The sequence below is a fragment of the Rhodococcus sp. AQ5-07 genome (assembly GCF_009707305.1).
GTDB lineage: Bacteria > Actinomycetota > Actinomycetes > Mycobacteriales > Mycobacteriaceae > Rhodococcus_F > Rhodococcus_F erythropolis.
This window is the reverse complement of record NZ_CP046099.1, coordinates 647,376-673,491: the sequence shown is the minus strand read 5'-3', so window position 1 is coordinate 673,491 and position 26,116 is coordinate 647,376. Positions and strand designations below refer to the sequence as shown.

Below are 26,116 nucleotides of genomic sequence, written 5' to 3'. Positions count from 1 at the left end.
TCTGCGGTGGATAGGCTTCCGCCCATGGCTGGAGACATCGTCCCTATCGAAATCGGACTCACCGACGGAGACCTCGTCACTTTGTGGGCACCCCGCTGGCGCGAGGGCGACGACGAGTGGGAAGCGTTCCTCGGCCACGAGGAAGACCTGTACGGGTTCTCCTCCGTCGCAGAACTCGCGGCCTTCATCCGAACGGACTCCGACAACGACCTGGTCGAGCATCCGGCGTGGGCCGTCGTCTCCGGACTGTCGGCAGCCGAGCTCGAACCGGAGGAGAACTTCACGTTCGACTTCGTCGGCGTGCCGGAACTGGCCGCAGGTGACCCTGAGGCACTGGCGGTCTCGGAACTCGAAGACACCTTGAACATGGCTCGCAACATCGGCGAGGTGTGCGAACTGGACGCGGTCATCCGCTTCTTCAGCGGCCATCCGGTTCTCGGCGCGCTTGCGACCGGCGCCGGCACCTTCGAAGGTCGCGAAGGCCTGGAGCTGTGGGACCAGGTCGGCGCTGCGATCGTCAAGGACTGGGACGCCGTTCTCGACGCCATCGACAAGGTGGTCACCTCCCCGAAGGTCGACGCAGCTGCCGTCGCGGTCGCCGAAGCTGAACTGCTCGCTGCCGCCGAGAACACCGTCGACGCCGACGATGTCGCCGAGGAGGGCGAGGACGAGGAATTCGACGAAGACGACCTCGACGAGGAGGAAGACGAAGTCGAGACCTTCTGGGGCGAGGTCGGTGTCGACCCGATCCGCATCATCACATCAGCCGAGACGTTCTACACTCTGCGCTGCTACATGGGCGATCAGGCGATCTTTCTCGGCAAGGACGGACTGATCACCGTCTTCCGTAGCGAGCGCGCACTCGCTCGCTACCTCGCCGACAACCACGAACACGATCTCTCGCAGGTCAGCACGTACGGCGAAATTCAGAATGCGGCCGTCGACGGTTCACTCGAAATCGAGGTCACGGACGAGAACGTCTACGTTCTGCCCGGCATCGCCGACGACCTCGCCCAGGGCCCGGACGTCGTCGACGCCGAGCAACTGGAACTTGCCGTCGAATTGTTCACCGATGCAGCAGATTTCGCCGACGACGACTCCACCGAGGAGGCTCTGTCCGCGTCGAACGAGCTGGGCTGGTACGTCTCGTACCTCCTCAACCCCGATCCGTCGCGGATGGCTCCGAGTGCGCCGTTCACCAAGGAATCCGAGGCCTGGCGCGAACTCGAGCGTGAGTTCGAGGCCCGGCTGCGATCTGAGTAGTCGGGTGCACGTCAGCTAGCCGATGAGCACGGCGTAACCCGGCTTGATGACGTCGTCGATCAACGCGAGGCGCTCGTCGAACGGGATGAAGGCCGACTTCATCGCGTTGATGGTGAAGCGTTCCAGATCGGTCCAGCCGTAACCGAAGGTCTCGACCAACGCGGCCATTTCCCGGCTCATGCTGGTGTCGCTCATCAGTCTGTTGTCAGTGTTGACGGTCACGCGGAAGCGCAAGTCCGCCAACAGTCCGAACGGATGGTCCGCCAGGGCGGCTACCGCTCCGGTCTGCACGTTCGAACTCGGGCACAGTTCCAGGGGAATGCGCATGTCACGGACGTAGTTCGCGAGTCGACCCAGCTCTGCCCCACCTTGGCCGGCTACGTCGATGTCGTCCACGATCCGCACGCCGTGGCCCAACCGATCCGCTCCGCAGAAGGCGATGGCTTCGTGGATCGACGGCAACCCGAACGCCTCACCCGCGTGAATCGTGAAGTGGGCGTTCGCATCACGCATGTATTCGAAGGCGTCGAGGTGCCGGCTCGGCGGGTTACCGGCCTCGGCACCGGCGATGTCGAAACCGACGACGCCGCGGTCCCGGAATCGCACAGCCAGTTCGGCGATCTCCCGTGACCGGGCGGCATGCCTCATCGCCGTGAGAAGACACCCGATTCGGATCTCCCGTCCCGCGACCCTGGCAGCGGATTCGCCGGCCCGGAAACCTTCGAGAACGTGCTCGACGACCTCGTCCAAAGTCAGGCCTTGTTCCAGGTGCTGCTCGGGCGCAAAACGGATTTCGGCATAGACGACGTTGTCGTCGGCCAGATCCTCGGCGCACTCGCGCGCGACCCGCGCGAGCCCTTCGGGAGTCTGCATCACGGCGACCGTGTGCGCGAACGTTTCAAGGTAGAGCTCGAGCGATCCACTGTCAGCGGCAGTTCGGAACCATTGCGCCAGTTCGGATGCCGTATTCGCCGGCAGCTCGGTGTAGCCACACTGCTCGGCGAGGTCGAGGACGGTCTCGGGCCTGAGTCCTCCGTCGAGATGATCGTGGAGAAGAACTTTGGGTGCGCTGCGGATCGTGGTCAACTCCGGTGCGTTCATTCGCCAACGCTAACGCGAATCACCCACAATTCGCTCGATGAGCAACGGTCGCGAAACGGTGTCGGAATCGGCCCCGATCGACCAGCCTCCGCCGAGGCTCCGCCGCGCAGCATCAAATCTCTCGGGAGTGTCGGTGTGCAGTGTCATCAGCTTCTGGCCGGCGCGGACCACGTCGCCGGGCTTCGCGTGCATCTCGATGCCGGCACCGGCCTGAACGGCTTCGCCCTGTCGTTCGCGTCCGGCTCCGAGCTTCCAGGCCGCGACGCCCACCGCCATGGCGTCGAGTCGGGTCAGTACGCCGTCTCGGTCCGCGGTGACGACGTCGCTGTGCCGGGCCACCGGCAGCGTCGCGTGTGGGTCCCCACCTTGTGCGGCGATCATCGCGCGCCACCGGTCCAGGGCTGTGCCGTCGGCCAGTTTGTCTGCGGGGTCGATACCGTCGATCCCAGCCGCGGACAGCATCTCCCGAGCCAGGACCAGGGTCAGCTCGACGACGTCGGACGGCCCGCCGCCTGCCAGTACCTCGACGGATTCACGCACCTCGAGAGCGTTGCCAGCCGTCAATCCCAGCGGGGTGTCCATCCCGGTGATGAGAGCACTTGTACGCACGCCGGCGTCGTTGCCCAACTCGACCATCGTGCGTGCCAACTCTCGCGCGTCGCCGAGGTCCTTCATGAACGCTCCGGAACCGACTTTGACGTCGAGCACCAGGGCGCCGGTTCCCTCGGCAATCTTCTTGCTCATGATCGAACTTGCGATCAGCGGAATGGATTCCACCGTTCCCGTCACGTCGCGCAGCGCGTAGAGCTTCTTGTCGGCGGGGGCCAGGTTCGCTCCGGCAGCGCAGATCACCGCGCCGATTTTCGGGTCCGCGAGTATGTCGACCATCTCCGTCGCCGTGAGCTCGGCTCGCCAACCTGGAATGGCCTCGAGCTTGTCGAGAGTTCCACCGGTGTGGCCGAGTCCGCGTCCCGACAACTGCGGGACTGCAAGACCACATGCCGCGACGAGGGGCGCGAGCGGAAGGGTGATCTTGTCCCCCACGCCACCGGTGGAATGCTTGTCGACGGTGGGCAGCGGCAAGTCCGAAAAGTCCATCCTCCCGCCGGATTCGATCATTGCCTCGGTCCATCGGCCGGTCTCTGCTCGTGACATTCCTCGGAAATAGATCGCCATCGCGAGCGCCGACATCTGCTCGTCGCCGACGACCCCCTCAGTGAACGCCTGAACTATCCAGTCGATCTCGGTTCCCGACAACTCGCGGCCGTCACGCTTGGCGCCGATGATGGAAACTGCGTCAAACATGGCGGAGCCCCTCTGCTTGTTCCGGCCCGAAAGCATCAGGCAACAGCTCGCTCAGCGGCTTGAACCCACTGCTCGTGTCGACAAGCATCTCACCCCCGCCGTGCTCGAGAAGAAGCTGTCTGCACCTGCCGCATGGCATCAGAATCGAGCCCTTCGCGTCGCAGCACGTGAAGGCAACCAGCCGCCCGCCCCCGGTGGCGGCTAAGTTACCGACGAGTCCACATTCGGCACACAGGCTCAAACCGTATGAGACATTTTCCACATTGCATCCTGAGACGATCCGACCATCGTCTACCAGGGCAGCTGCACCCACTGCATAGCCCGAGTACGGTGCATAAGCCTGCCGCATGACCACTTGCGCGTTGTGCCGCAACAACTTCCAGTCGATGTCACCCATGGTTCGTTATCCAATCACGCCGACTGAATGGATGCAGAAACCACGCCGAAACCGGCTAGGCGAGATTGGAAAGGCAAACCTTACAAAGAGTTTGGTACGCGTACGAATCCCGCATCTGATTAGTTCCCGGTTTCACATAGGTTTAGAGTCTGAGTCAAGTCGGTTCAGGATCCCGTCGAGCCCGGGCTGAGGTACATCGAAGCTCTCTGCAGGCTCGACGCGTCCACCAATGACGTTGGAGGCACAGCACTCGATGAGTACTACGACTGAAGCCGCTCCTCAGAAGGAGCGCACGAGGTCGCTTTACCGGGGCGACCCCGGAATGTGGTCCTGGGTTCTACACCGGATCACAGGCGTCGCTACTTTCTTCTTCCTATTCGTACACGTTCTCGATACGGCACTCGTTCGGGTCAATCCCGATACGTACGACGCCGTCATCGACACGTACAAGAACCCCCTCGTCGGCCTCATGGAGATCGGCCTCGTCGGCGTAGTCCTCTACCACGCCCTCAACGGCGTGCGCGTGATGTTGGTGGACTTCTGGTCGAAGGGCCCGAAGTACCAGCGCGTCATGCTCTGGACCATTCTGACGATCTGGTTCCTGGTGATGATCCCAGGCGCCGGACGCATCCTCATCAACATGTTTGCGGAGCACTGACATGGCGACTACTCACGGACCCGAAGCCAAGAGCCTGGGCACCTCATACGACCGTCCCGCAAGCCTGGACAACCCGCGGTCCCCGCGCGCGAAGGCTCGGAACAACTTCGAGTTGTACGCATGGCTGTTCATGCGCTTCTCCGGCGTCGCCCTGATCGTTCTGGTCCTGGGCCACATGTTCATCATGTTGATGCTCGACGGTGGCGTTCACCGTCTGAACTTCGCATTCGTCGCAGGTCGCTGGTCCAGCCCGTTCTGGCAGTTCTGGGATCTGACGATGTTGTGGCTGGCACAGCTGCACGGCGGTAACGGCCTGCGCACGGTCATCGCGGACTATTCCCGCAAGGACTCCACGCGCTTCTGGCTGACCACGATCCTCGTTCTCTCGATGATCCTGATCATGGGCCTGGGCACGTACGTCATCTTCACCTTCGACCCCAATATCTCGGCGAGCTAGGGGAGCACAGACTTCATGCAGGAACATCGTTATGACGTGGTCATCGTCGGCGCCGGCGGCGCAGGCATGCGTGCGGCAATCGAAGCTGGCCCCCGTGCCCGCACGGCCGTACTGACCAAGCTCTACCCCACCCGCAGCCACACCGGCGCGGCCCAGGGCGGCATGTGTGCCGCACTGGCGAACGTGGAGGAAGACAACTGGGAGTGGCACACCTTCGACACCGTCAAGGGCGGCGACTACCTCGCCGACCAGGACGCCGTCGAGATCATGGCCAAAGAGGCCATCGACGCGGTGCTCGACCTCGAGAAGATGGGTCTGCCGTTCAACCGCACGCCCGAAGGCAAGATCGACCAGCGTCGATTCGGTGGCCACACACGTGACCACGGCAAGGCACCCGTCCGCCGTGCGTGTTACGCAGCCGACCGCACCGGTCACATGATCCTGCAGACGCTGTACCAGAACTGCGTCAAGCACGACGTCGAGTTCTTCAACGAGTTCTACGCGCTCGACATCGCCATCACCGAGACCGAGGACGGCCCGGTTGCCACCGGTGTCATCTGCTACGAGCTCTCGACCGGCGAGCTGCACATCTTCCACGCCAAGTCGATCATCTTCGCGACCGGCGGCTCGGGACGTATGTACAAGACGACGTCCAACGCGCACACCCTCACCGGTGACGGCATGGGCATCATCTTCCGCAAGGGCCTGCCCCTCGAGGACATGGAGTTCCACCAGTTCCACCCGACAGGACTCGCCGGTCTCGGCATCCTGATCTCGGAAGCCGTCCGTGGTGAAGGTGGCATTCTCCGTAATGCCGACGGCGAGCGCTTCATGGAGCGCTACGCCCCCACCATCAAGGACCTCGCTCCGCGTGACATCGTGGCCCGTTCGATGGTCCTCGAGGTTCTGGAAGGCCGCGGCGCCGGCCCGAACAAGGACTACGTCTACATCGACGTGACGCACATCCCCGAGGAAGTTCTCGACGAGAAGCTCCCCGACATCATGGAGTTCTCGCGCACCTACCTCGGCGTGGACCCCGTCAAGGAGCCCGTGCCCGTCTACCCGACTTGCCACTACGTCATGGGCGGTATCCCCACCAAGATCAACGGTGAGGTTCTGCGCAACAACGACGAGGTCGTCAAGGGCCTGTACGCCGCCGGCGAATGTGCCTGCGTTTCCGTGCACGGTGCAAACCGCCTCGGCACCAACTCGCTCCTCGACATCAACGTGTTCGGCCGCCGCGCCGGCATCGCTGCCGCCGAGTACGCGAACTCCACCGAGTTCGTCGACCTGCCGGAAACCCCGGCTGCGATGGTCGAAGACTGGGTCGGCGTCATCCTGTCCGATCACGGCCACGAGCGCGTTGCGGACATCCGCACCGAGCTGCAGCAGTCGATGGACAACAACGCCTCCGTCTTCCGCACCGAAGAGCGCCTCACCCAGGCACTCAAGGATGTGCGTGCTCTCAAGGAGCGCTACAACCACATCACGGTCCAGGACAAGGGCAAGCGCTACAACAGCGACCTGCTCGAGGCCATCGAGCTGGGCTTCCTCCTCGAAATGGCAGAGGTCACCGTCGTCGGCGCCCTCAACCGCAAGGAATCGCGCGGCGGCCACGCTCGTGAGGACTTCCCGGATCGCAACGACGCCGAGTACATGAAGCACACGATGGCGTACAAGGAGGGTGACGGCCTGCTCTCCGACATCCGTCTGGACTACAAGCCGGTGATCCAGACCCGCTACGAGCCGATGGAGCGTAAGTACTGATGTCTGCGCCTGCTGTAGATGCACCCAAACTCCCCGCTGTTCCCGAGGGGGCCGTCATGGTCACTCTCAAGATCGCGCGGATGAACCCCGAATCGGGCGAGGGCCAGCACTGGGACAGTTTCCAGGTCCCGGCACTGCCCACCGACCGTCTGCTCAACCTGCTGCTGTACGTGAAGGGTTACCTCGACGGCACCCTCACGTTCCGTCGCAGCTGCGCACACGGTGTCTGTGGATCGGACGCCATGCGGATCAATGGTGTGAACCGTCTGGCCTGCAAGCTGCTGATGAAGGACATGCTGCCCAAGGACGGCAAGCCGGTCACCATCACGGTCGAGCCCATCAAGGGCCTGCCCGTCGAGAAGGACCTGGTTGTCGACATGGAACCCTTCTTCGACGCATTCCGCGCCGTGAAGCCGTTCCTCATCACCAGTGGCAACGAGCCCACTCGTGAGCGCATCCAGAGCCAGCACGACCGTGCTCGTTTCGACGACACGACGAAGTGCATCCTGTGCGCATGCTGCACCACGTCGTGCCCCGTGTACTGGAGCGACGGCAGCTACTTCGGTCCCGCTGCCATCGTCAACGCACACCGGTTCATCTTCGACAGCCGTGACGAGGCCGCTTCCGAGCGTCTCGACATCCTGAACGACAAGGACGGCGTGTGGCGTTGCCGCACCACGTTCAACTGCACCGACGCATGCCCCCGCGGCATCCAGGTGACAAAGGCTATTCAGGAAGTCAAGCGAGCGCTGCTCTTCGCTCGATAGTCAGGCCTTCGGCCCTGTGCGCGGTTAGGGAGTCTCCGGACTCCCTAACCGCGCACAGCTATGTCGGGGGCATGTTGAGCGGTGTCACGACTTGAACCGGTGACGTCGTAAAGCCGAAGTGAGCGCCCATGGCGCCGTGTTCTTTCATGACCACCTGACAAGCAGTGCGAACATCCGCCCGCAGATCGTGGTGGAGCACCGCTGATATTCGCCTCTCCCCCAGCAACTTTCGATTGTCACCGTCGAGATCGTGAGCGATGAAGACACTGCACTCCCGGTTCAGTTCTTCGAACGCGTCGACCGTGGCCAGGTTGCCACCACCGATCGAATACACGGCACGGATCTGCGGATCGGATTCGAGTGCCGCTCGCACCAATTTCCTACTCGTCTGATCCAGACCGTCGCTGTTCGGAATGTCGATCAAACGGCGATGCGGAGCCGAGACGCGCATAGCGGAGCGAAATCCCATCTCCCGTTCTTCCTCCCCGCGGAAGAATCCGCTACTCATGCTGACCAGCACGTTGCCGTCCCGATCCCCCAGCCACTGATCGATCAAGTACGCGGCGGTGGCTCCGGCGGCTCGGTTGTCGATGCCGATGTAGGCGGCTCGCCTGCTACCGGGAACATCGGTCACCAACGTGACGACCGGAATCTTTGCCGCCACCAACCGATCGATCGCCGCCACGACTTCCGGAGTGTCGGGAGCCTTGACGATGATTCCGTGGGATCCGCGTCGGCGAATCTTGTCGAGCGTCGACGTCATCGCTTCGACCGAACCGGTTTCACGAAAGTGGAACCGGGAACGAACGACAGCAGGCGCAAGGGTCGGCAGTTCAGCCTCGAGCGCGTCACGGACGGCGTCGGAAAACCTTGCGGGGGTTTGCAACACGACGTCGACGATGAACGTGCGCCCGACCAGTTTCAGTTGTGAGCGTTGACGTTCCAGGTCCGTGATCGCCTGGCGAACCTCCGATCGTGTGCCCTCCCGAACTCCAGGACGGTCGTTGAGCACCCGGTCGACGGTGGCCTCACTCAGGCCCGACTGCTGAGCGATCTCCCGTACTTTGAATCGATGCGCCACAACTACCTCACGATGATGGATATTTGATGGTTTTTCGCTGTTGCTCGAGGTCTTCGTCACAGCCAGACTAAACCCATGACTTCTCCGCCGGGCGTAACCAGGCCCGCACTCCTAGCCGACACCGTCGTACTGGTCAGTGGCGGCTCGCAAGGCGTCGGCGCCGGCGTCGTTCGCGCCGCAGTCCGTGAGGGCGCTCAGGTGGCTTTCACCGGCCGACGCCCGGACGTCGGAAAGGCTCTCGAGGCAGAACTTCCGGGAACCCACTTCATCGAAGCCGATGTGGCGCAGACCGATTCCGCGCTCGCCAGCGTGGCCGAGACGATCTCACACTTCGGCCGCGTGGATGCCCTCGTCAATTCTGCCGGACTCACCTCGCGCGGCACGCTGCTCGACACCACCGAGGAACTCTTCGACCAGCACATCGCGGTGAACCTCCGCGGTCCGTTCTTCACGATGCAGGCAGCCGTCAAGGACATGCGCGAGCGTGCGGTCCCCGGGTCCATCGTCAACATCATCTCCACGTCCGAACTCGGCGGGCAACCGTATCTCGCGCCGTACGTGGCAGCGAAGGCCGGGCTGGCGGGGCTGACCCGCAACGCCGCCCATGCGCATCGCTGGGATCGCATCCGGATCAACGGTCTCGACATCGGGTGGACACAGACCGAGGGAGAAGACCTCACGCAGAGAGCTTTTCACGACGCCGGTGACGACTGGCAGGAACGTGCGGGCAGCACCCTCCCCATGGGCAAGCTCGGACAGGTCGACGAAATCGCCGACTTCGTCGTCTTCCTGCTCTCCGATCGCAGCGGAGTCGTGACAGGTTCGATTATCGACTGGGACCAGAACGTCTTCGGAGGGCTGGACTGATGGGCGCTCGTATCGGAGTCATCGGCCTCGGACGAATCGGCAGCTACCACGCCCGAAACCTGCTGACGACGGACGGCGTCGACGCACTGGTTGTCACCGACGTCGACGCACGTCGAACCTCGGACGTGGCAAGCGAACTCGACGTGGAGTCCGCTGCCGATCCCGACGCGCTTTTAGCGTCAGGCATCGACGGCGTTCTGATCGCCGCGTCGTCGAGTTCGCACGCCGACCTGATCGAAGCCGCTGTCCGCCGAGACATCCCGACGTTCTGCGAAAAGCCGGTAGCCGACTCGATCGAATCCTCGGTTCGTGTCCTCGCGACTGCCGAGCAGACGTCGGTACCAGTCCAGATCGGATTTCAGCGCCGATTCGACCCGTCATTTGTGGCGGCGTACGACGCAGTTCGATCTGGAGAACTCGGTTGGATCCACACTCTCCGATCGACCACCCTCGACCCCGCTCCCCCGCCGATCTCGTACATCGAACACTCCGGCGGCATCTTCCGCGACTGCTCGATCCACGATTTCGACATCGTCAGGTGGGTCAGCGGCCGCGAAGTCACCACGGTTTTTGCCACCGGCTCGAATCAGGGTGATCGCGGGATCGCCGATGCCGGTGACGTCGACACCGCCGCAACGGTTCTCACTTTCGAAGGCGGAACCATCGCGGTCGTGTCAAATACCCGCTACAACGGCCGCGGCTACGACTGCCGACTCGAGGTACTCGGCTCGGCGGACTCCGTCGTTGCCGGGTTGGACGACCGCTTGCCACTCCGCTCTCTCGACCCCGGAACATCGTTCCCCTCGAAGGAGCCGTACACATTCTTCATGGACCGCTTCACGTCCGCCTACCGTGCGGAACTCGAAGCATTCCTCGGCGTTGTCTCCGGGCGTCGGGAATCACCGTGTACGCCCACAGATGCGGTCGAGTCGGCCTGGATCTCCGAAGCCGCAACGCACTCTCTGCGCGAGGGTCGGCCCGTCACGATCACCGAAGTCAAAGATCTGTTCCTTCACGACAAGAATGAGGCACACACATGAGCACTCCTCGCATCGCCGGCGCACCGATCTCCTGGGGCGTGTGCGAAGTCCCGGGCTGGGGCTACCAACTCGACCCTGCGCAAGTCCTCCGGGAAATGCGCGAAGTCGGTCTGGCGGCAACGGAAATCGGACCGGAGGGCTTTCTGCCGACAGCACCCGCCGAAATGGCCAAGGTGCTCGCGGATCACGATCTGAGCGCAGTGGGCGGGTTTGCACCAGTACTGCTGCACGATGACGATCATGATCCGGTGCCCGGCATCTCCCCCATCCTCGAGGGGTTTGTCGCCTCGGGTGCCGAGGTTTTGGTTCTGGCCGCCGCGACGGGTTCCGACGGCTACGATTCACGCCCTGAACTGGACGAGCAGAGTTGGAAAACCTTGCTGCACAATCTCGATCGCCTCACCGAGGCCGCGGCCGAGCGTGGAATCAGGGCAGTTGTCCACCCTCATGTCGGAACGATGATCGAGCAGCGCGACGAGGTCCTGCGAGTGCTCGACGGCTCGGCCATCCCACTGTGCCTGGACACCGGCCACCTGTTGATCGGCGGCACCGATCCGGTCGACCTGGCGCGTCAAGCTCCCGAGCGCATCACCCACGTGCATCTCAAGGACGTCGACGATGCCCTCGCATCACGCGTTCGCAGTGGTGAGCTCACCTACACCGACGGCGTGAAGGCGGGAATGTACCGTCCGCTCGGTGGCGGCGACGTCGACATCGCCGGTGTCACAGCCATATTGCAGCGCCACGGTTTCGACGGATGGTACGTGCTCGAGCAGGACACCATTCTGACCGAGGCTCCGTCCGACGAGGGACCGGTGCGCGATGTGCGAGCGAGCGTCGAGTATCTGCGGTCGGTTCTGTGACACCTGCCCCGCTGCGGATAGGCATTCTGGGAGCCTCACGCATCGCCGCGAACGCGATGATCAAACCTGCAACGGCCACCGGGCACCGCCTGGTGGCCGTTGCCGCACGCAGCCCCGAGCGGGCCAGAGCCTATGCGGCCCAGCATGGGATCGAACGGATGGTCGGTTCGTACGCCGAGCTGATCTCGGATCCGGAGGTGGACGTCGTCTACAACGCGCTGCCCAACAGCCTGCACGGACCGTGGAATCTCGCCGCCGTTCAGGCCGGCAAGCACGTGCTGACGGAGAAACCGTTTTCGAGCAACGCGGTGGAAGCGCGTGCTGTAGCCGAGGCAGCGCGCGTGAGCGGAGTGACGCTGCTCGAGGGGTTCCACTACCTCTTTCATCCGGTGAACCGGCGCCTGCTGGATGTGGTTCGGAGCGGCACAGTCGGCGCGGTCACTCGGGTGGAAACCGTACTGCGGATGCCCAAACCATCCGAGAACGACCCGCGGTGGGAGCTCGCCTTGGCAGGCGGGTCACTGATGGACCTGGGCTGCTACGGGTTACACGCTTCCCGGATGCTGAGTGACGTCTGTGGTGGTGCGCCAGTGGTGACCGAGACCCGCCACGAGGAATACGCTCCGGGGGTCGATTCGTGGTTCGACATCGAACTCGAGTATCCCGGCGGAGCGCGGGCATCCGTTGTGACAACGATGTTGGACGAGCAGTACCACTTCACCTTCCGGGTCTTCGGATCCAACGGAGACGTCCTGGTGCACAACTTCCTCCAGCCGGACGTCGACGACCGTGTCTCCGTCACTGTCCATGGGCGCACGAGTATCGAGCAGCTGGGCACGAAGTCGTCGTACACCTGGCAACTCGAAGCGTTCGCCGATCATCTGTCCGGGGTCTCGGCGCTGCCGATCGGACCGGGCGACGCGGTAGCCAACATGACGATGATCGACGAGGCGTACATGCAATCCGGCCTCGGGGTTCGGCCGACGACCATCCTCTGACGAAACGACTACAGCCTCGGTTCGATTCGAACCGAGGCTGTAGTCGCGGGGTTTTGATCTAGCGGCGAAGCTCGTGGGTCAGTGTCTCGAGCTCGTCACCGCCCGCCATCTCCTTGGTCAGTTCTTCGAGTGAGATGTCGTCGTACTTGGCGTCGAGCTTCTGCCTGCCTCGGTTGAGGAGCACGAAGTGATCGCCGACCATGTACGCGTGGTGCGGATTGTGCGTGATGAAGATGACGCCGAATCCCTGTTCCTTGGCAGCGGTGATGTAGCGCAACACCATTCCCGACTGCTTGACGCCGAGCGCTGCTGTCGGCTCGTCGAGAATCAGCACGCGGGCACCGAAGAAGATGGCGCGGGCGATGGCAACGCACTGACGCTGACCGCCCGAGAGACTACCGATCGGTGCGTCGACGTCAGGCAGTTCGATGCCCATCTTCGACAGTTCCGAAAGAGTCGTCGCGCGCATGGCGTTGGCGTCGAGCGACTTGATCAGACCACCCTTGCGCAGTTCCTGCCCAAGGAAGAAGTTGCGCCACACCGGCATCAACGCAACAACGGCGAGGTCCTGATAGACCGTGGCAATGCCTTTGCCAAGCGCCTCTTTCGGCGAGTGGAACGTTGTCGGTTCGCCGTCGACGAGTAGTTCACCTTCGCTCTGCTGGTGCAGACCGGCGATGATCTTGATCAGCGTGGACTTGCCTGCACCGTTGTCACCGAGCACACCGGTCACTTCACCCGCACCGACGCGCAGGTTGATTCCCTTGAGCGCGATGATGTTTCCGTATTGCTTACCGACGTCCTTGAGCTCGATCAGTGGCACGTTGCCGCCCGAGTTCGAGAGAGCGGGAACTTCAGCTGTGGTACTCATGTGTCACCTTTTCGCAGCGTAGTTGCGGAATGCGTTGTTGGCGATGACCGCGAACAGCAGCATGGCGCCGAGGAAGAACTTGAACCAGTCCGGGTTCCAGCCTGCGTAGACGATGCCCTGGTTGGTCATACCGAAGATGAATGCGCCGATCGCAGCACCGATCGCGGTTCCGTAACCACCGGTGAGCAGGCAACCGCCGATGACTGCGGCGATGATGTACAGGAACTCGTTACCGACACCCTGACCGGACTGAACGGTGTTGAACGAGAACAGCAGATGCATGCCCACGAACCAGGCAGCAAAGCCGACGGTCATGAACAGACCGATCTTGACTGCGGTCACCGGCACACCGATCGCGCGGGCACTATCCTGATTGCCGCCGACCGCGAAGATCCAGTTGCCGATCTTGGTCTTGAACAAAACAAATGTTGCAATCGCGGTGAACAGCAGCCACCACACGACCGTGATCTTGACGGACACCCCGAAGACCGAGAACGACGACGCGAATACCTTTTTCGCGGAATCGAATCCGGCCATGTCGGAGACGCTGGGTGTGGCAACCTGACCACTCACGAGCTTGGTGACGGCCAGGTTGATTCCGGTCAACATCAGGAACGAGCTCAGGGTGATGAGGAAGCTGGGAATCTTCGTCTTCATGACGAGGTAGCCGTTGAAGAATCCGACTGCGAGCGAGACGACCAGCGCCAGAATCGCACCCACCCACAGATTGAGGTGCAGGTTGTAGGCGATCATCGACGCGGCGAGCGAGGACGTGGTGACTGCAACGCCGGCGGATAGGTCGAACTCGCCGCCGATCATGAGCAGGGCGACCGCGCAAGCCATGATGCCGATCGTGGAGCTGGAGTAGAGCACTGTCGCAAGCGCTTCCGGCGTACGGAACGGTGCCGCGACGATACAGAAGAAGATGAAGATGGCGATGGCGCCGACAAGTGAACCCATCTCCGGGCGGAGCAGTAGGCGCTGAATGCGCTTTTGCTCCTTCACCCGTTCATCGGTCACGACTTTGTGGGCGGCAAGGTCGAGATCTGCCTGAGTGGACATGATTTCCCTTCCGTGCTGGACAGGCGCACGGAGGGCGGACTCTCAGCCCTCCGTGCGCCTGGATCAGCGAGTTCCGTTCTTGGCGTACTCGGCGACCGAGTCGATGTTGGTGTTGTCGATGAACGCGGGTCCGGTCAGGGTCGGCAAGCCGCCACCGATCACGTTGCCGTTGTTGAGGTAGAGCCACAGCGAATCGATGGCGAGGTAGCCCTGCAGGAAGGGTTGCTGGTCCACTGCCCACTGCACGTCACCGGATTTGATGGCGTCGACGAGCGCCGCGTTGGTGTCGAAAGTGACGACCTTCGCCTTGCTGCCCGCATTGCCGACCGACGTCACGGACGTCAAAGCAAATGGAGCACCGAGTGCGAGAACTCGATCGATTGCCGGGTCCTGTTGAAGTTTCGCGGTGATGGTCGATTCCACCGACGGCATGTCCTTGCCGTTGACGTTGAGAATCTCCGTCGTTCCCTTGAACGACTTCTTCACTCCGGCACAACGTGATTCGAGGCTCACGTTGCCCTGCTCCTGAATGACGCACAACACCTTGGTGGCACCTTCGGTGTTGAGTCGCTCGCCGGCAGCTTCACCGGCAATCGACTCGTCCTGACCGAAGTACTCCTTGACACCCATGTCCTTCCAGGTTTCGAGGCCCGAGTTGAGGGCGACCACCGGAATGCCCGCAGCGGTGGCACTTTGGACCGCGGCAACCATGGCGTCAGGCTTCGCGAGCGTCACGGCAATCCCGTCGACCTTGCTGTCGATCGCACTCTGAACCAAGTTGGCCTGATTCGGCGCCTCGGGATCGGCGGAGTACCGGAGCTCGATGTTGTCCTTGGCCGCTGCGGTTTCGGCTCCCTTGCGCACCAGATCCCAGAACGTGTCACCGGGAACTTCGTGAGTGATCATCGCAATGGTGGCGCGGGGCGTGTCCGCCGTACCCGCGCCCATTCCGGATCCGGAAGAATCCGGCTTTCCGCCGGTGCTTGAACAGGCGGCCAGACCCAAGACCACGACTGAGGCTCCGGCCAGTACGGCAACGCTCTTGCGTCCCGTGAGAAACGACATGTGAACTCCCTCTCGACATCAACCAACGGCCCGCGAACGGATGGTGCTCGGTTGTATGTGAAAGATGTAATACCCGTCACAGTCGAATGTCAATAGTTTGTTCTGACATTAGGACTGCTTATCAAAGACCGAACAAACTGATTGAAGTCGAAACTGCAGGTCAATGCCCTGCGGGTCCAGTTGAACCTCGAACCACCAGTTGTGGCTGCGCGACAATGTCCTTGCCCAATGGCCCACTTCCGCCGTCGAGGCGTTCGGAGATCCGCTCCACCGCGGCGCCGCCCAGAAACGCCGTGTCCTGCCCGACACTGGTCAGATCGATGTGCGCCAAACCTGCCAATGCACTGTTGTCGAATCCGATCACGGAAACGTCGCCAGGCACCGAGATCCCGGCACGCAGGAAGACGTCGAGAACTCCGAGCGCGCAGCGATCGTTGAAAGCGAAGACCGCCCCGGGTAACCCACCCTCGACCATCGACCTGGCGGCAGCTGCGCCGAACTCCTCCGTGAGACCGCCGGGAAGAATTCTCGGCTCCAGACCTGCCGCTCGCATGGCCTTGCGGTAGCCCTGACGCCGTTCCTGGGCGCCCGGGCCTCGCCCGCCGTCGACGTGGGCGATCGAGCGGTGCCCGAGTTCGACAAGGTGATTCACAGCCATCACCGCGCCCGCCTCGTCATCTGTTCGGACAACATCCACGTGCACTGACGACATCTTCCGCGCGATTACGACAACGGGAACCTTGTCGGCCAGGTCGACGATCTCTGCTTCCGGCGCCTGTGAACCCAACAGCAAGATCGCCTCACACCGGTCGTCGAGCAGGGTCCGCGTTGCACGAGAATCCGGCCGTCGCTCCGAGACCGCACTGAGGACGACGTCGTAGCGCGACCATTCGGCGGCCACATAGATTTCGTCGAGCAGCTCCGCGTGAAACGTTTGCGCCGCAACGTAACTGACACCGATCAGGCGGCTGCGATGTTGGCGCAGCAGTCGCGCCGCGTTGTCGGGTCGATAGCCGAGTTCGTCCGCGGCCGCCTTGACCCGTACCCGCGTCGCATCGCTGGCACCTGGGACATCACGAATGACGATGGACACCAGAGCGCGTGACACACCGGCCAGGTCTGCTACGTCTTGCAAGGTGGGGCGTCGACTGTTCACCTCCACAGACTAGATCGTTCCAGCGAATAAGCACCGAAGCATTGACGCGCGCCGCATCCGGCGCTTTACTGGCATGGACTAGAACGATCTAGTTCCTCATTCTCACTCCGAACGGAGCCCCCATGTCTGCCTCTGTTGCAGTCGGTCTCATCGGCGCCGGATGGATCGGCCGCTTCCACGGCGAGTCCGTCGCGCTGCGTATCCCCGGCACCCGTCTCGTCGCCGTCGCCGATCCTGCGCCCGGCGCTGCGGCGTCGTTGATCGAACGTGTCAGTCCCGACGCCCGCGCGTACACCGACGCCCTTGAGCTGATTGCCGATCCGACCGTCGAAGCGGTGCTCATCAGTACGCCCGCATCAACTCACACCGATCTCGTGGTGGCCGCCGCGGAGGCCGGCAAACATGTCTTTTGCGAAAAGCCGATGGCCTTGACACTCGAGGACGCCGATCGCGCGATCGGCGCGTGTGCCGCGAACAACGTTGCGCTGCAAGTCGGTTTCAACCGGCGCTTCGCCGCCGACTTCACCGCGGCCCACGACGTGATCACCGCCGGCGAGATCGGAACCCCACAGCTACTTCGTTCTCTGACCCGCGACCCAGGAATCACCGCCGACGTCGCCTCCCGAGTCAAGCCGTGGACCATCTTCAACGAGACGCTGATTCACGACTTCGACGCTCTGCTCTGGCTCAACCCCGGGGCACGCGTCGTCGAGGTGTTCGCGCAGGCCGATGCTCTCATCCATCCGCAGTACAAGGAGCAGGGGTACCTCGACACCTCGATGGTTCAGTTGCGCTTCGACAACGGCGCCCTCGCGTCGGCCGAGGCCAACTTCCAAGCCACCTACGGTTACGACGTTCGCGGCGAAGTTTTCGGTTCCGGTGGAATGGTGAGTGCAGGCGAGGTCACGCGGACCGCGATGCGTCATTACAGCTCACCGGGCGTTCTGGCCGACACACCTCGGGTGAACATCGAACTGTTTCACGACGCCTATGTCGCCCAGTTGGCGCACTTCGCAGACTGCATCCGCTCCGGCAGCGCGCCGTCGGCCGACGGTCTGGATGCCCGCAATGCGCTGGAAATTGCATTGGCCGCAAAGGAATCCGTGGAAACCGGACTGCCCGTATCATTGTTGTCGGTGCCGCAGTGAGCCCCTTCGATTTGGCGGTCTCCGCCGAGATGACGTTCACCGAACTCCCTGTCGTCGAGCGTGTTCGGCGGATCTCGGAGGCGGGGTTCGCAGCCGAGATCTGGAGTTGGCAAGACAAGGACCTCGATGCTCTGGTCGCCACCGGGGCTCGCTTCTCCTCGATGACCGGCTACCTCCACGGCGATTTGTTCGATGACGCCGGCAGCGCCGAACTGGTACGTACAGCGGCGCTATGCCTCGCTCCGGCAGCGAAACTCGGCGTTCCCCGGCTGAACTTCCATACCGGCGAGCTGATCGACGGACAGGCTGCGCGCCCGCAGTATCGAACTACGGGAACGATGTGGCTGACGGCCCAACGCGCTCTCGAGAAGATCGCGAGACTGGGCGAAGAAGCCGGAGTCGTCTTCTGCCTCGAGAATCTCAATACGATCGTCGATCACCCCGGCGTACCGATGGCCCGCGCCAAAGACACCCTGGCACTGGTGGAATCCGTCTCACACCCCAACCTCAAGATGATGCTCGACCTCTACCACGCACAGATCGGCGAAGGAAACCTCATCGAACTCGTGCGGCGTTGTGGTGACAACATCGGCGAGATTCAGGTGGCCGACGTACCCGGCCGATGCGAACCCGGAACCGGCGAGATCAACTACCCCGCCATCGCACGCGTGCTCGCCGACCAGGGTTACACCGGCACGATCGGTTTGGAGGGCTGGGCATCGGGAGACAGTGACACCGCACTCACTGCTTTCCGGAAGGCCTTTACGCTCTAGCCCTCACCCGGGAACATGATCCCCACCTGACGGCGGACCTCGTCGAGGATGTCGAGCGTCGCAATGGCCGCGTCGAGCGGATGGACCGGCGACTCGATATCCCCGGCGGTGATCCGCCGCGCCGCCTCGGCCGCCTCGAACGCGAGACCTCCGACGTATCCGTCGACCGGATCGTCGTAGCGCACAGATCTTCCGTCACCTAGCCGGACAGTGAAGGCCCCGGGCCGGTAGAACGTCGAGTCCAGAACGATCATCCCCTTGTCGCCGCAGATCGAGGCCGTGTTGGGCGTGTCAGCAAGGATCGTGGTGTTCAGACTGGCCTGAGCAATGCCTGCCCAGGACAGAACCGCTGAGATCTGGCCGTTCACCATGTCATTCGCCGGCTCGCCCAGGGCAGCAACCGCAGTAGGAACACCCAATACCCGATACGCGAGACTGACCGGATAGGTCCCGAGGTCGAGAAGTGGCCCACCCGCAAGCGCTGGATCGTAGATACGATGATCGGTCTCGAACCGTTCGCCGTGATCGGCCAGAACCGTACGTATGGTTCCCAGCAGCCCCGCCTCGAGGATCTGGTCGATCACGTCGAACTTGGGCAGAAACGACGTCCACATCGCCTCCATGCAAAACAGTCCGAGCGCAGTCGCCCGCTCCTGAATCGCCCGTCCCTGCGCTGCGTTCAAAGCCAGCGGCTTTTCGATCACGACATGCTTGCCGTGATCCAATGCCGCCATCGCGCAATCGAAATGAGCAGTGTGCGGTGTTGCGACATAGACGACGTCCACATCCTCGGAGGCAAGCAAAGCGTCGTAGCTACCGTGAGCGCGTCGGATCCCCCAATTGTCCGCGAAGGCCTGAGCGCGGGTGAGTCCGCGCGAAGCGACGGCCGTGACTTCCTGCGCTGTATTTCTCTGCAGTGACTCCACGAAGCGTTGTGCAATCCAGCCAGGCCCGAGGATCCCCCAGCGCAAAGTCGGAGCGTCGACCGGATCGGGGACCCGGGTGCGAGGGAGTTCCAGAACTGTAGAAGAAGTCATGCCTCGAACTGTAGAGTCGAATCTCGAAATATGTAAGGACATTAGGTTGTCCGTTTCAATCCTCTGGAAGTAGGAACCTCATGTCGATTCGTGTCGGTGTGATCGGAACCGGCGTCATGGGCGCCGACCACGTCCGCAATCTCCACTCCACGGTCTCCGGGGCAACGGTCTCTGTGGTTGCAGACCTCGATCAAGAGCGAGCAAAGTCCGTAGCGTCCGCAGTCGGCGCACGGTGGGTGACCGATCCGTTGAAACTGATCAACGACGCCGGTGTGGACGCCGTAGTCATCGCTTCCCATGATTCAACGCATGCCGACCTCACGCTTGCTGCTGTCGAAGCCGGAATACCGGTTCTGTGTGAAAAGCCCCTCGCAGTGACAGCAGAGGACTGCCGACGCGTCGCTGCGGCCGAGAACCCCGAAAGCCCCCTTGTGAGCGTCGGATTCATGCGCCGCTTCGATCCGGGATACGTGGCGCTGAAGGCCGAAACACATTCCGGCCGTATCGGTGACCCACTGATCGTGCACTGCTCGAGTCGCACTGTCAGCGCCTACCCGGTGGCAGCTCGGAATCCACGGTGACCAACTCCGCGATTCACGAACTCGACATCGTGCCGTGGATCTTGAACTCCCCCGTCGTCGCAGCCAGCTGGCACTGCGGGCGCTCGAGTTCGCTGGTGACCGATCGCCAGGATCCGCAGATAATCATGCTGCGCACCGCCGACGGCGTTCTCACCACGGTCGAGGTCTTTCTCAACGCGCGGTACGGCTACGACACTCGGTGCGAGGTCGTGGGCGAAATCGGCGCCGCTCGTCTCGCCGAACCGGTGGTCATCCACACCGACGCGGATCGATCCCACTCGTACGGCTATGCGGCGGATTGGATTCCGCGTTTTGCCGAGTCGTATCGGCGCCAATTTCAAGAGTGGATCGACGCATTGAGCACCGGAAGACCGTCGACCTTGGCCACAGCCGCGGACGGCCTGCGGGCAAATCTCGTGGCAGCTGCCGTGATCAAGTCGATGCACTCCGCGGGGACAACTGTCTCGGTCGAGCCCGTGGGGGAAAGTTTCTGAGGTCTTTTTGATGGATTTCAGGGGTAGTTTCGATGGGTTCTCCTTGGCAGTCTTTGAGGTACAGCGCATCTTGAACACCGCAGGAAAGGCCCCGAATGACTCCATCACTGACCAACCAGACCGTGCCGTCCGCAGGTAGGTTGCACCGAGAAGACTGCAACATCGACGACTTCGCCGCTTTGGTCGCGCACGACACCGACCTTGCCGATTACCCGTACGCCGATTCAGTGGCCGACGGGGTTCTTCTGTACCGCTCCGAAGCATTGGTAGAGCAATCGTCGAATCCTGAAACCCGGGCCGAGATCCAAGACGAGATCGCCCGGGCGTTACTCACCGGCCCCGGCATCACAGTCTTTCAAGGCGCGTTCGACGCGGAGATACTGGATCGCGCCAGCGCGGTCTTCCGTGAACTCATTGCACGCCAACACGAATCCGGTGCAGCGTCCGGAGATCACTTCGCCAAACCTGGTGCCAATGACCGAATCTGGGGCGCACAACTGAAGTTGGCGCTCGAAGATCCCAAGGCTTACGTCGACTACTACGCAAACAGCATTGTCGCTTTGGCTTCGGAAGCGTGGCTCGGCCCCATGTATCAGGTGACGTCGGACGTCAACGTCGTCAATCCCGGTGGCGCCGCACAGAATCCACATCGCGACTACCACCTCGGTTTCATGTCGAGCGACGTAGCCGCGAAGTTTCGGGCGCATGTTCACCGCTTGACCCCTGCCCTCACCTTGCAAGGTGCAGTCGCCCACGTGGATATGCCGGCCGAGACGGGGCCGACGAAGTATCTGCCGTACTCGCAGCAATTCGAATCCGGATACCTCGCGTTCGAGCGTCCCGAGTTCAAGGAGTTCTTCGAAGCCAACTACGTCCAATTACCTTTGAAGAAGGGAGATGCCGTCTTCTTCAACCCAGCCCTGTTCCACGCGGCAGGCCACAACAAGTCCGCCGACGTCCTGCGTATGGCAAATCTTCTCCAGGTGTCGTCGGCCTTCGGTCGAGCCCTCGGAACCATCGACCGGGAGGCACTCGTCAACGCGATCTATCCGGCACTGCTCGCTCTCAGCGAGGCGGGGTCAGACGAGGCAGTTCGGTGTGCCGTCGCCGCCTCGGCCGAGGGCTACGCCTTCCCGACCAATCTGGACCGAGACCAACCGATCGACGGCCTCGCGCCTCAGACGCAGGCCGAACTCGTGACGGAGGCGGTTCGCGAGCGGATCTCACCTGGTCGACTGGCCGATCTACTGAAGGCACAGTCCGAGAGACGAATGAGCTGAGGGACGGCAGCACTGAAGAGACTTGTGCCGCTTGATGCCGATCGGTCGGTACGCTCGAAGCATGGGGTGGGACTTGTTAGTGCTGTTCGCCATGATCGGCCCGTTGGCGACGTTCGGGTGGGCGGCTGTTCGGGCGAAGCGCCGCGGACTCGGTGGCTCGTTCGTGGGGCCGTTTCAGGAAATGTTCGATCCTGGTGCGGCGCGAGCACAGACGGTCATCGAACAGATCGCGGAACTGCCGGATCCTGCGGACTCCGGCGACCCGGACAACGATGACGATGTGCCGTACACAGTCACCTATGAGGGTGTTCGGCTCCACATCAATCCCGGTAGGGCTCGACAGCGTGGAGGCGAAGGGACCGTCGAGCACGCTGACTGAAAGTTGCACCAGATCCAATGTTCAGACAGCGGTCCGCGCGACGCGGGAGAGTAAACCGGCGCTGCACGGCGGTGAGGAACGTAGCGGTCGAACGCGAACACTCTCGTTGCGTTGGGCAGGAGCAGAGCGGAACATGAACCTCATGCCTGTCTCCGAACTTCTCCGCCTAGGTACCGCGCAACCGATCATTCGCTGGGGCACCCCTGTCCTTCATACGCCAGCTCGGCCAGTGACTGAATTCGGCAGCGATCTCCAAGATCTGCTGGCAGACATGTTCGCTACCAACACCGCCGCAAACGGCGCAGGACTCGCAGCTCAACAGATCGGCGTCGACCTCGCGGTGTTCATCTACGACTGCACCGACGAGGTAGGGACGCAACGCACCGGCGTCGTCTGCAATCCGGTCGTTGACCTTCCTGAAGGAGTCGACCGGCAGCTAGTCGACTACTGCGAAGGCTGTCTGTCCCTACCCGGCGCCTACACAGACCTCGCGCGACCCGACTTCTCGACCTGTCGCGGAAACGATCAATACGGCAACCCGATCGAAATCACTGCAGGTGGCACCCTCGGGCGCTGCTTCCAACACGAGACCGACCACATCAACGGCATTGTCTTCGGCGACCGACTTCCAACGCGCAAACGCAAACAGCTCTATCGCGACCACGACGAAGTATCGGATCAATACACAGCCCATTGGCCGGCGTGTTAAGCGGCCAGTCGGCTTAGAGGTGGAACCAGATAGCCCTACGCCGTTGGCCGGCCGAACCACTTAAACAGCTGAGTATCCAACTCCGCCTGTGTATCCCCGACCCATGCCACATGACCGTCCGGCCGAAGCAGGACAGCCGGAGCGTCCAATTCAGTGCCTGTGTCAACGATATGGTCGACGCGATCGCTCCAACCATCGACGGACAGTTGGCCACACTGGTCGAGAAGAAGTCCGCGGCCGGATCGCATCAGGTCGTACAGGTTGCCGCGGGTCAACGCGATGTTCCGCAGCCTCCGACCGAGTAGGTCGTCGCCTTCGCCGAAATCGTAGCGAATCGAGATCGCAGTGATCTTCTCGGTCAGATAGCGCTTGACGTCTTCGAATTCCATCAGCTCGGAGATCAAGCGCCGCACCGCTTGTGGTCCGGCAGCGGTGGAGATCAACTCGGCCTGGGCGCGCGTGTTGTCCAGCACGTCGGCAGCCACCGGACGCCGTTCCGATTCGTACGTGTCGAGCAGGCCCTCCGGTGCCCAGCCGTTGATCTCGGCGGCGAGCTTCCAGCCGAGGTTGAAGGCGTCCTGCACACCGAGATTGAGACCTTGACCGCCCATCGGTGGGTGGATGTGTGCGGCGTCGCCGGCGAGAAACACCCGGTCGCGCCGGTAGTGCTCCGCCAGACGGGTGGCGTCGCCGAAGCGCGAGAGCCACCGCGGCGAGTGCACACCGAAGTCGGTACCGGCAATGGCCAGTAGCTGTTGTTTGATGTCGTCGAGGGTGGTCGGTGTTGCGCGACCGTCGGCAACTTCGGCTGCAGGGACCACGACACGAAAAGCACCATTGCCGGCGGGACCGACTCCGAATCGTTTGTGCGTTTCCCGGATTTCGGCGACAACGGCGGCCAGTTCATCAGCCGGCATGGTCACGTCCATTTCGCCGATCAACGTGTCGGCGCTCGACGGCTCGCCGGGAAACCCGACGTCGATCAGCTTCCGAACAGTGCTGCGGCCGCCGTCGCAGCCCACGAGGTAACGCGCGTGAAGTGTTGTGCCGTCGGATAATTCCGCTGTGACCTTGTCGGCGTCTTGACGGATTGCGACGACACGCTTCCCTCGCTGAATTTCCGCGCCGACTTCGGTGGCATGTTCGGCAAGAATCCTGTCGATCTCGGGCTGAGGTATTCCCAGTACGTACCCGTGCGCAGTATCAAGGTGCGCAGGTGCCGGCTTGCTGATCCCCGCGAAGAATCCACCGAGCGGATACTTGCGGCCGTGCGCGAGGAACTTGTCCAGCAACCCGCGCTGCTCCATGATTTCGATGCTGCGCACATGGATGCCGAGCGCACGGACGAACTGAGTCGGCTCCTCGTCCTTGTCCACGACGACGACATCGACGCCCTGTAGCCGGAGCTCACCTGCCAGCATCAATCCAGTTGGTCCAGCACCGACAATGATGACGTCACTCATGCGATCCCCTCCTTCGGGCAAGGCTTTTGCTTGCTCGCAGCAGACGAGTGTGCACCATCACCGGGGCCTTGCCGCAAGCCCCGGGTCCCGCGTTATGATGAAAGTCTTGGAAGACGCTTCATTATCGGCGCACCAACACCACAGCACCTGTATCGCGTGGGAGCCGCCAACTCTCGATCACCGTCGGCACCAGCATGGCCCCGAGAACACCCAGCGTCAGAGAAAACGGCACTCCGCCGCTCAGATCCTCCGACTCCGCCAACGGTGTGCAGAGCGTGATCACCAACGCGGACAGTGCAATACCCAGACCGGATGCCAACTCTTGCAGCGTTGCATGCAGAGTATTTGCATCGGTCAGCTCACCCGAGTCGACGTCGGCGAACGCCAAGCTGTTGTACGCGGTGAACCCGATGGATCGCAACGCGCCGCTGACAAACAGTGCAACAGCGATAACGACGTCCGGTGTCGTCGACGAGATCAGTACCAGCGCACCGAAGCACACCACCGACAGAACTCCGTTTCCCACCAGAACTCGTCTGATCCCGAATCTACGCATGAGCGGAGTGGTGAGCGGTTTGATCGCGATATTCCCCGCGAACAGAGCCATCACCAGCAGACCGGCCTTGAACGCCGACATTCCGAATCCCACTTGGAACAACAACGGCAGCACAAACGGCACGCCCATGATCACGAGCCGGTACAGCGAGCCGCTCGACGCGACGAGCCGAAACGATCGAAGTCGGAGGACGCGGAGCGCGATGAGCGGGTGATCCGACCGGATGAGGTGAATGACGGCCAAGCTCAACAAGATCAGAGCCGCAATGATCCCGAGGCCCACTCGTAGCCAGTCGGTTCCGGCACTGTGCACGCTGTCGAGCGCCACGACAAGCACTGCGACGCCTGCTCCGATCACCACCAATCCCAGCCAGTCGAGGCTCCGTTTCTGTGTTTGCCGAATGTCGGGCACCATGCGCAATGCCAGCAGAAACCCGACGATCCCGATCGGAACGTTGATCAGAAAGATCCAGCGCCACGAAGCGATCGACACGATGGCTCCACCCACAGCGGGCGCAAGAACCGGCGCTGTGAGCGCCGGCCACGTCAAGTAAGCGATAGCCCGTACGAGTTCCGCCTTCGACGTCACCCGCAATACTGCGAGCCGCCCTACCGGCACCATCATCGCGCCGCCTACCCCTTGTAGTGCGCGCATTCCCACCAGCATCGGGAGGGAGGTGCTCAGTGCACATCCCACCGACGCCACCGTGAAAACGGCTATGGCAGAGATGAAGACACGTCGCGTTCCGAACCTGTCGGCCATCCATCCGCTCGCCGGGATCAGGACTGCCAACACCAGGAGATACGACGAAACGGCGACATTGACGTCGACGGCGTCAACTCCGAAGGATTGGGCGATCGACGGCAGTGCGGTTGCGAGAATCGTCGCGTCGAGCATCTCCATGAACAGTGCTGCTGCCACGAGCAACGCCAGTCCGCGGGGAAATGTCACTGCACCAGAGCCTTTCGGAGCGATTCT

The 26,116-nt window shown here is 62.4% G+C and carries 25 protein-coding genes and 1 pseudogene; 15 read left to right on the top strand and 11 right to left on the bottom strand.

Features of this window, described 5'->3' with window-relative positions; all coding sequences use genetic code 11:
- The first annotated feature begins 24 nt into the window (after window positions 1–24).
- Window positions 25–1,263, top strand: a complete 1,239-nt coding sequence (locus tag GJB56_RS03135) for a hypothetical protein (RefSeq protein ID WP_020969158.1) — start codon at window positions 25–27, stop codon at window positions 1,261–1,263.
- Window positions 1,264–1,278: 15 nt separating this feature from the next.
- On the opposite strand, the gene GJB56_RS03130 is transcribed toward GJB56_RS03135, so the two are convergent.
- The 3 genes from GJB56_RS03130 to GJB56_RS03120 are packed head-to-tail and all read right to left on the bottom strand — an operon-like array spanning window position 1,279 to window position 4,066.
- The gene (locus tag GJB56_RS03130) at window positions 1,279–2,364 is read right to left on the bottom strand and encodes an adenosine deaminase (protein WP_113683033.1); all 1,086 of its coding nucleotides are present in this window, start codon (window positions 2,362–2,364) and stop codon (window positions 1,279–1,281) included.
- A gap of 9 nt (window positions 2,365–2,373) precedes the next feature.
- Entirely contained in the window at window positions 2,374–3,669 is a 1,296-nt protein-coding gene (locus GJB56_RS03125) for a thymidine phosphorylase (RefSeq protein WP_113683034.1), read from the bottom strand.
- Complete coding sequence (locus tag GJB56_RS03120) at window positions 3,662–4,066, bottom strand: cytidine deaminase (protein WP_019747693.1); 405 nt, start codon at window positions 4,064–4,066, stop codon at window positions 3,662–3,664. Before GJB56_RS03120 ends, GJB56_RS03125 begins: the two co-directional genes overlap by 8 nt.
- 322 nt (window positions 4,067–4,388) lie before the next feature.
- On the opposite strand from GJB56_RS03120, the gene sdhC reads away from it, so the two are divergent.
- The 4 genes from sdhC to GJB56_RS03100 are packed head-to-tail and all read left to right on the top strand — an operon-like array spanning window position 4,389 to window position 7,715.
- The gene (sdhC, locus tag GJB56_RS03115) at window positions 4,389–4,724 is read left to right on the top strand and encodes a succinate dehydrogenase, cytochrome b556 subunit (protein WP_007727327.1); all 336 of its coding nucleotides are present in this window, start codon (window positions 4,389–4,391) and stop codon (window positions 4,722–4,724) included.
- Window position 4,725: 1 nt separating this feature from the next.
- Window positions 4,726–5,181 carry a succinate dehydrogenase hydrophobic membrane anchor subunit gene (locus GJB56_RS03110; RefSeq protein WP_003940699.1) on the top strand — a complete coding sequence of 152 codons (456 nt, stop codon included), beginning with the start codon at window positions 4,726–4,728 and terminating at the stop codon, window positions 5,179–5,181.
- Between the two features lie 15 nt (window positions 5,182–5,196).
- On the top strand, window positions 5,197–6,948 hold the full coding sequence (sdhA, locus tag GJB56_RS03105; RefSeq protein WP_019747692.1) for a succinate dehydrogenase flavoprotein subunit: 1,752 nt from the start codon (window positions 5,197–5,199) through the stop codon (window positions 6,946–6,948).
- Window positions 6,948–7,715, top strand: a complete 768-nt coding sequence (locus GJB56_RS03100; RefSeq protein ID WP_003940925.1) for a succinate dehydrogenase iron-sulfur subunit — start codon at window positions 6,948–6,950, stop codon at window positions 7,713–7,715. Before sdhA ends, GJB56_RS03100 begins: the two co-directional genes overlap by 1 nt.
- A 58-nt stretch (window positions 7,716–7,773) precedes the next feature.
- Here the strand turns inward: GJB56_RS03100 and GJB56_RS03095 are convergent, their stop codons facing one another.
- On the bottom strand, window positions 7,774–8,796 hold the full coding sequence (locus GJB56_RS03095; RefSeq protein ID WP_113683035.1) for a LacI family DNA-binding transcriptional regulator: 1,023 nt from the start codon (window positions 8,794–8,796) through the stop codon (window positions 7,774–7,776).
- Window positions 8,797–8,871: 75 nt separating this feature from the next.
- Here GJB56_RS03095 and GJB56_RS03090 point away from each other — a divergent pair, with 75 nt between their 5' ends.
- From GJB56_RS03090 to GJB56_RS03075, 4 genes are read left to right on the top strand one after another with little or no spacing between them, the layout of a single operon-like run.
- Window positions 8,872–9,663, top strand: coding sequence for an SDR family oxidoreductase (locus tag GJB56_RS03090; RefSeq protein WP_047890271.1), 792 nt, complete (start codon window positions 8,872–8,874; stop codon window positions 9,661–9,663).
- Window positions 9,663–10,703, top strand: coding sequence for a Gfo/Idh/MocA family protein (locus tag GJB56_RS03085; protein ID WP_113683036.1), 1,041 nt, complete (start codon window positions 9,663–9,665; stop codon window positions 10,701–10,703). The genes GJB56_RS03090 and GJB56_RS03085 overlap by 1 nt, the downstream gene beginning before the upstream one ends.
- Window positions 10,700–11,566, top strand: coding sequence for a TIM barrel protein (locus tag GJB56_RS03080; RefSeq protein WP_070796152.1), 867 nt, complete (start codon window positions 10,700–10,702; stop codon window positions 11,564–11,566). The genes GJB56_RS03085 and GJB56_RS03080 overlap by 4 nt, the downstream gene beginning before the upstream one ends.
- Window positions 11,563–12,564: a Gfo/Idh/MocA family protein gene (locus tag GJB56_RS03075; RefSeq protein WP_113683037.1), complete on the top strand. Its 1,002-nt coding sequence runs from the start codon at window positions 11,563–11,565 to the stop codon at window positions 12,562–12,564. The genes GJB56_RS03080 and GJB56_RS03075 overlap by 4 nt, the downstream gene beginning before the upstream one ends.
- 58 nt (window positions 12,565–12,622) lie before the next feature.
- Here GJB56_RS03075 and GJB56_RS03070 read toward each other — a convergent pair whose 3' ends face one another.
- The 4 genes from GJB56_RS03070 to GJB56_RS03055 all read right to left on the bottom strand — a co-directional run bounded on the left by GJB56_RS03070 (window position 12,623) and on the right by GJB56_RS03055 (window position 16,724).
- Window positions 12,623–13,435: an ATP-binding cassette domain-containing protein gene (locus tag GJB56_RS03070; RefSeq protein WP_007727336.1), complete on the bottom strand. Its 813-nt coding sequence runs from the start codon at window positions 13,433–13,435 to the stop codon at window positions 12,623–12,625.
- 3 nt (window positions 13,436–13,438) lie between these two features.
- The gene (locus tag GJB56_RS03065) at window positions 13,439–14,497 is read right to left on the bottom strand and encodes an ABC transporter permease (RefSeq protein WP_003940759.1); all 1,059 of its coding nucleotides are present in this window, start codon (window positions 14,495–14,497) and stop codon (window positions 13,439–13,441) included.
- A gap of 63 nt (window positions 14,498–14,560) precedes the next feature.
- On the bottom strand, window positions 14,561–15,562 hold the full coding sequence (locus GJB56_RS03060; RefSeq protein WP_007727338.1) for a substrate-binding domain-containing protein: 1,002 nt from the start codon (window positions 15,560–15,562) through the stop codon (window positions 14,561–14,563).
- A 160-nt stretch (window positions 15,563–15,722) separates the two neighbouring features.
- Window positions 15,723–16,724 carry a LacI family DNA-binding transcriptional regulator gene (locus GJB56_RS03055; RefSeq protein WP_113683038.1) on the bottom strand — a complete coding sequence of 334 codons (1,002 nt, stop codon included), beginning with the start codon at window positions 16,722–16,724 and terminating at the stop codon, window positions 15,723–15,725.
- Window positions 16,725–16,840: 116 nt separating this feature from the next.
- On the opposite strand from GJB56_RS03055, the gene GJB56_RS03050 reads away from it, so the two are divergent.
- Together GJB56_RS03050 and GJB56_RS03045 are read left to right on the top strand one after the other, a co-directional pair.
- Window positions 16,841–17,866: a Gfo/Idh/MocA family oxidoreductase gene (locus tag GJB56_RS03050; RefSeq protein ID WP_113683039.1), complete on the top strand. Its 1,026-nt coding sequence runs from the start codon at window positions 16,841–16,843 to the stop codon at window positions 17,864–17,866.
- Window positions 17,863–18,639 carry a TIM barrel protein gene (locus GJB56_RS03045; protein WP_080945650.1) on the top strand — a complete coding sequence of 259 codons (777 nt, stop codon included), beginning with the start codon at window positions 17,863–17,865 and terminating at the stop codon, window positions 18,637–18,639. Before GJB56_RS03050 ends, GJB56_RS03045 begins: the two co-directional genes overlap by 4 nt.
- Here GJB56_RS03045 and GJB56_RS03040 read toward each other — a convergent pair.
- Window positions 18,636–19,676, bottom strand: coding sequence for a Gfo/Idh/MocA family protein (locus GJB56_RS03040; protein WP_113683040.1), 1,041 nt, complete (start codon window positions 19,674–19,676; stop codon window positions 18,636–18,638). The two genes, GJB56_RS03045 and GJB56_RS03040, sit on opposite strands and share 4 nt — an antisense overlap.
- An 80-nt stretch (window positions 19,677–19,756) precedes the next feature.
- On the opposite strand from GJB56_RS03040, the pseudogene GJB56_RS03035 reads away from it, so the two are divergent.
- The 4 genes and pseudogenes from GJB56_RS03035 to GJB56_RS03020 all read left to right on the top strand — a co-directional run bounded on the left by GJB56_RS03035 (window position 19,757) and on the right by GJB56_RS03020 (window position 23,119).
- A pseudogene (locus GJB56_RS03035) lies at window positions 19,757–20,751 on the top strand (Gfo/Idh/MocA family oxidoreductase).
- Window positions 20,752–20,846: 95 nt separating this feature from the next.
- Window positions 20,847–22,031 carry a phytanoyl-CoA dioxygenase family protein gene (locus GJB56_RS03030; protein ID WP_113683041.1) on the top strand — a complete coding sequence of 395 codons (1,185 nt, stop codon included), beginning with the start codon at window positions 20,847–20,849 and terminating at the stop codon, window positions 22,029–22,031.
- A 61-nt stretch (window positions 22,032–22,092) separates the two neighbouring features.
- Window positions 22,093–22,410: a hypothetical protein gene (locus GJB56_RS03025; RefSeq protein WP_230091128.1), complete on the top strand. Its 318-nt coding sequence runs from the start codon at window positions 22,093–22,095 to the stop codon at window positions 22,408–22,410.
- 229 nt (window positions 22,411–22,639) lie between these two features.
- Window positions 22,640–23,119: a peptide deformylase gene (locus GJB56_RS03020; RefSeq protein ID WP_230091127.1), complete on the top strand. Its 480-nt coding sequence runs from the start codon at window positions 22,640–22,642 to the stop codon at window positions 23,117–23,119.
- 35 nt (window positions 23,120–23,154) lie between these two features.
- Here GJB56_RS03020 and iri read toward each other — a convergent pair whose 3' ends face one another.
- Window positions 23,155–24,582 (bottom strand): rifampin monooxygenase Iri, encoded by a 1,428-nt coding sequence (gene iri, locus GJB56_RS03015; protein ID WP_113683043.1) that lies wholly within the window; start codon window positions 24,580–24,582, stop codon window positions 23,155–23,157.
- A 121-nt stretch (window positions 24,583–24,703) separates the two neighbouring features.
- Window positions 24,704–26,089: an MFS transporter gene (locus tag GJB56_RS03010; RefSeq protein WP_113683044.1), complete on the bottom strand. Its 1,386-nt coding sequence runs from the start codon at window positions 26,087–26,089 to the stop codon at window positions 24,704–24,706.
- Between the last annotated feature and the right edge of the window lie 27 nt (window positions 26,090–26,116).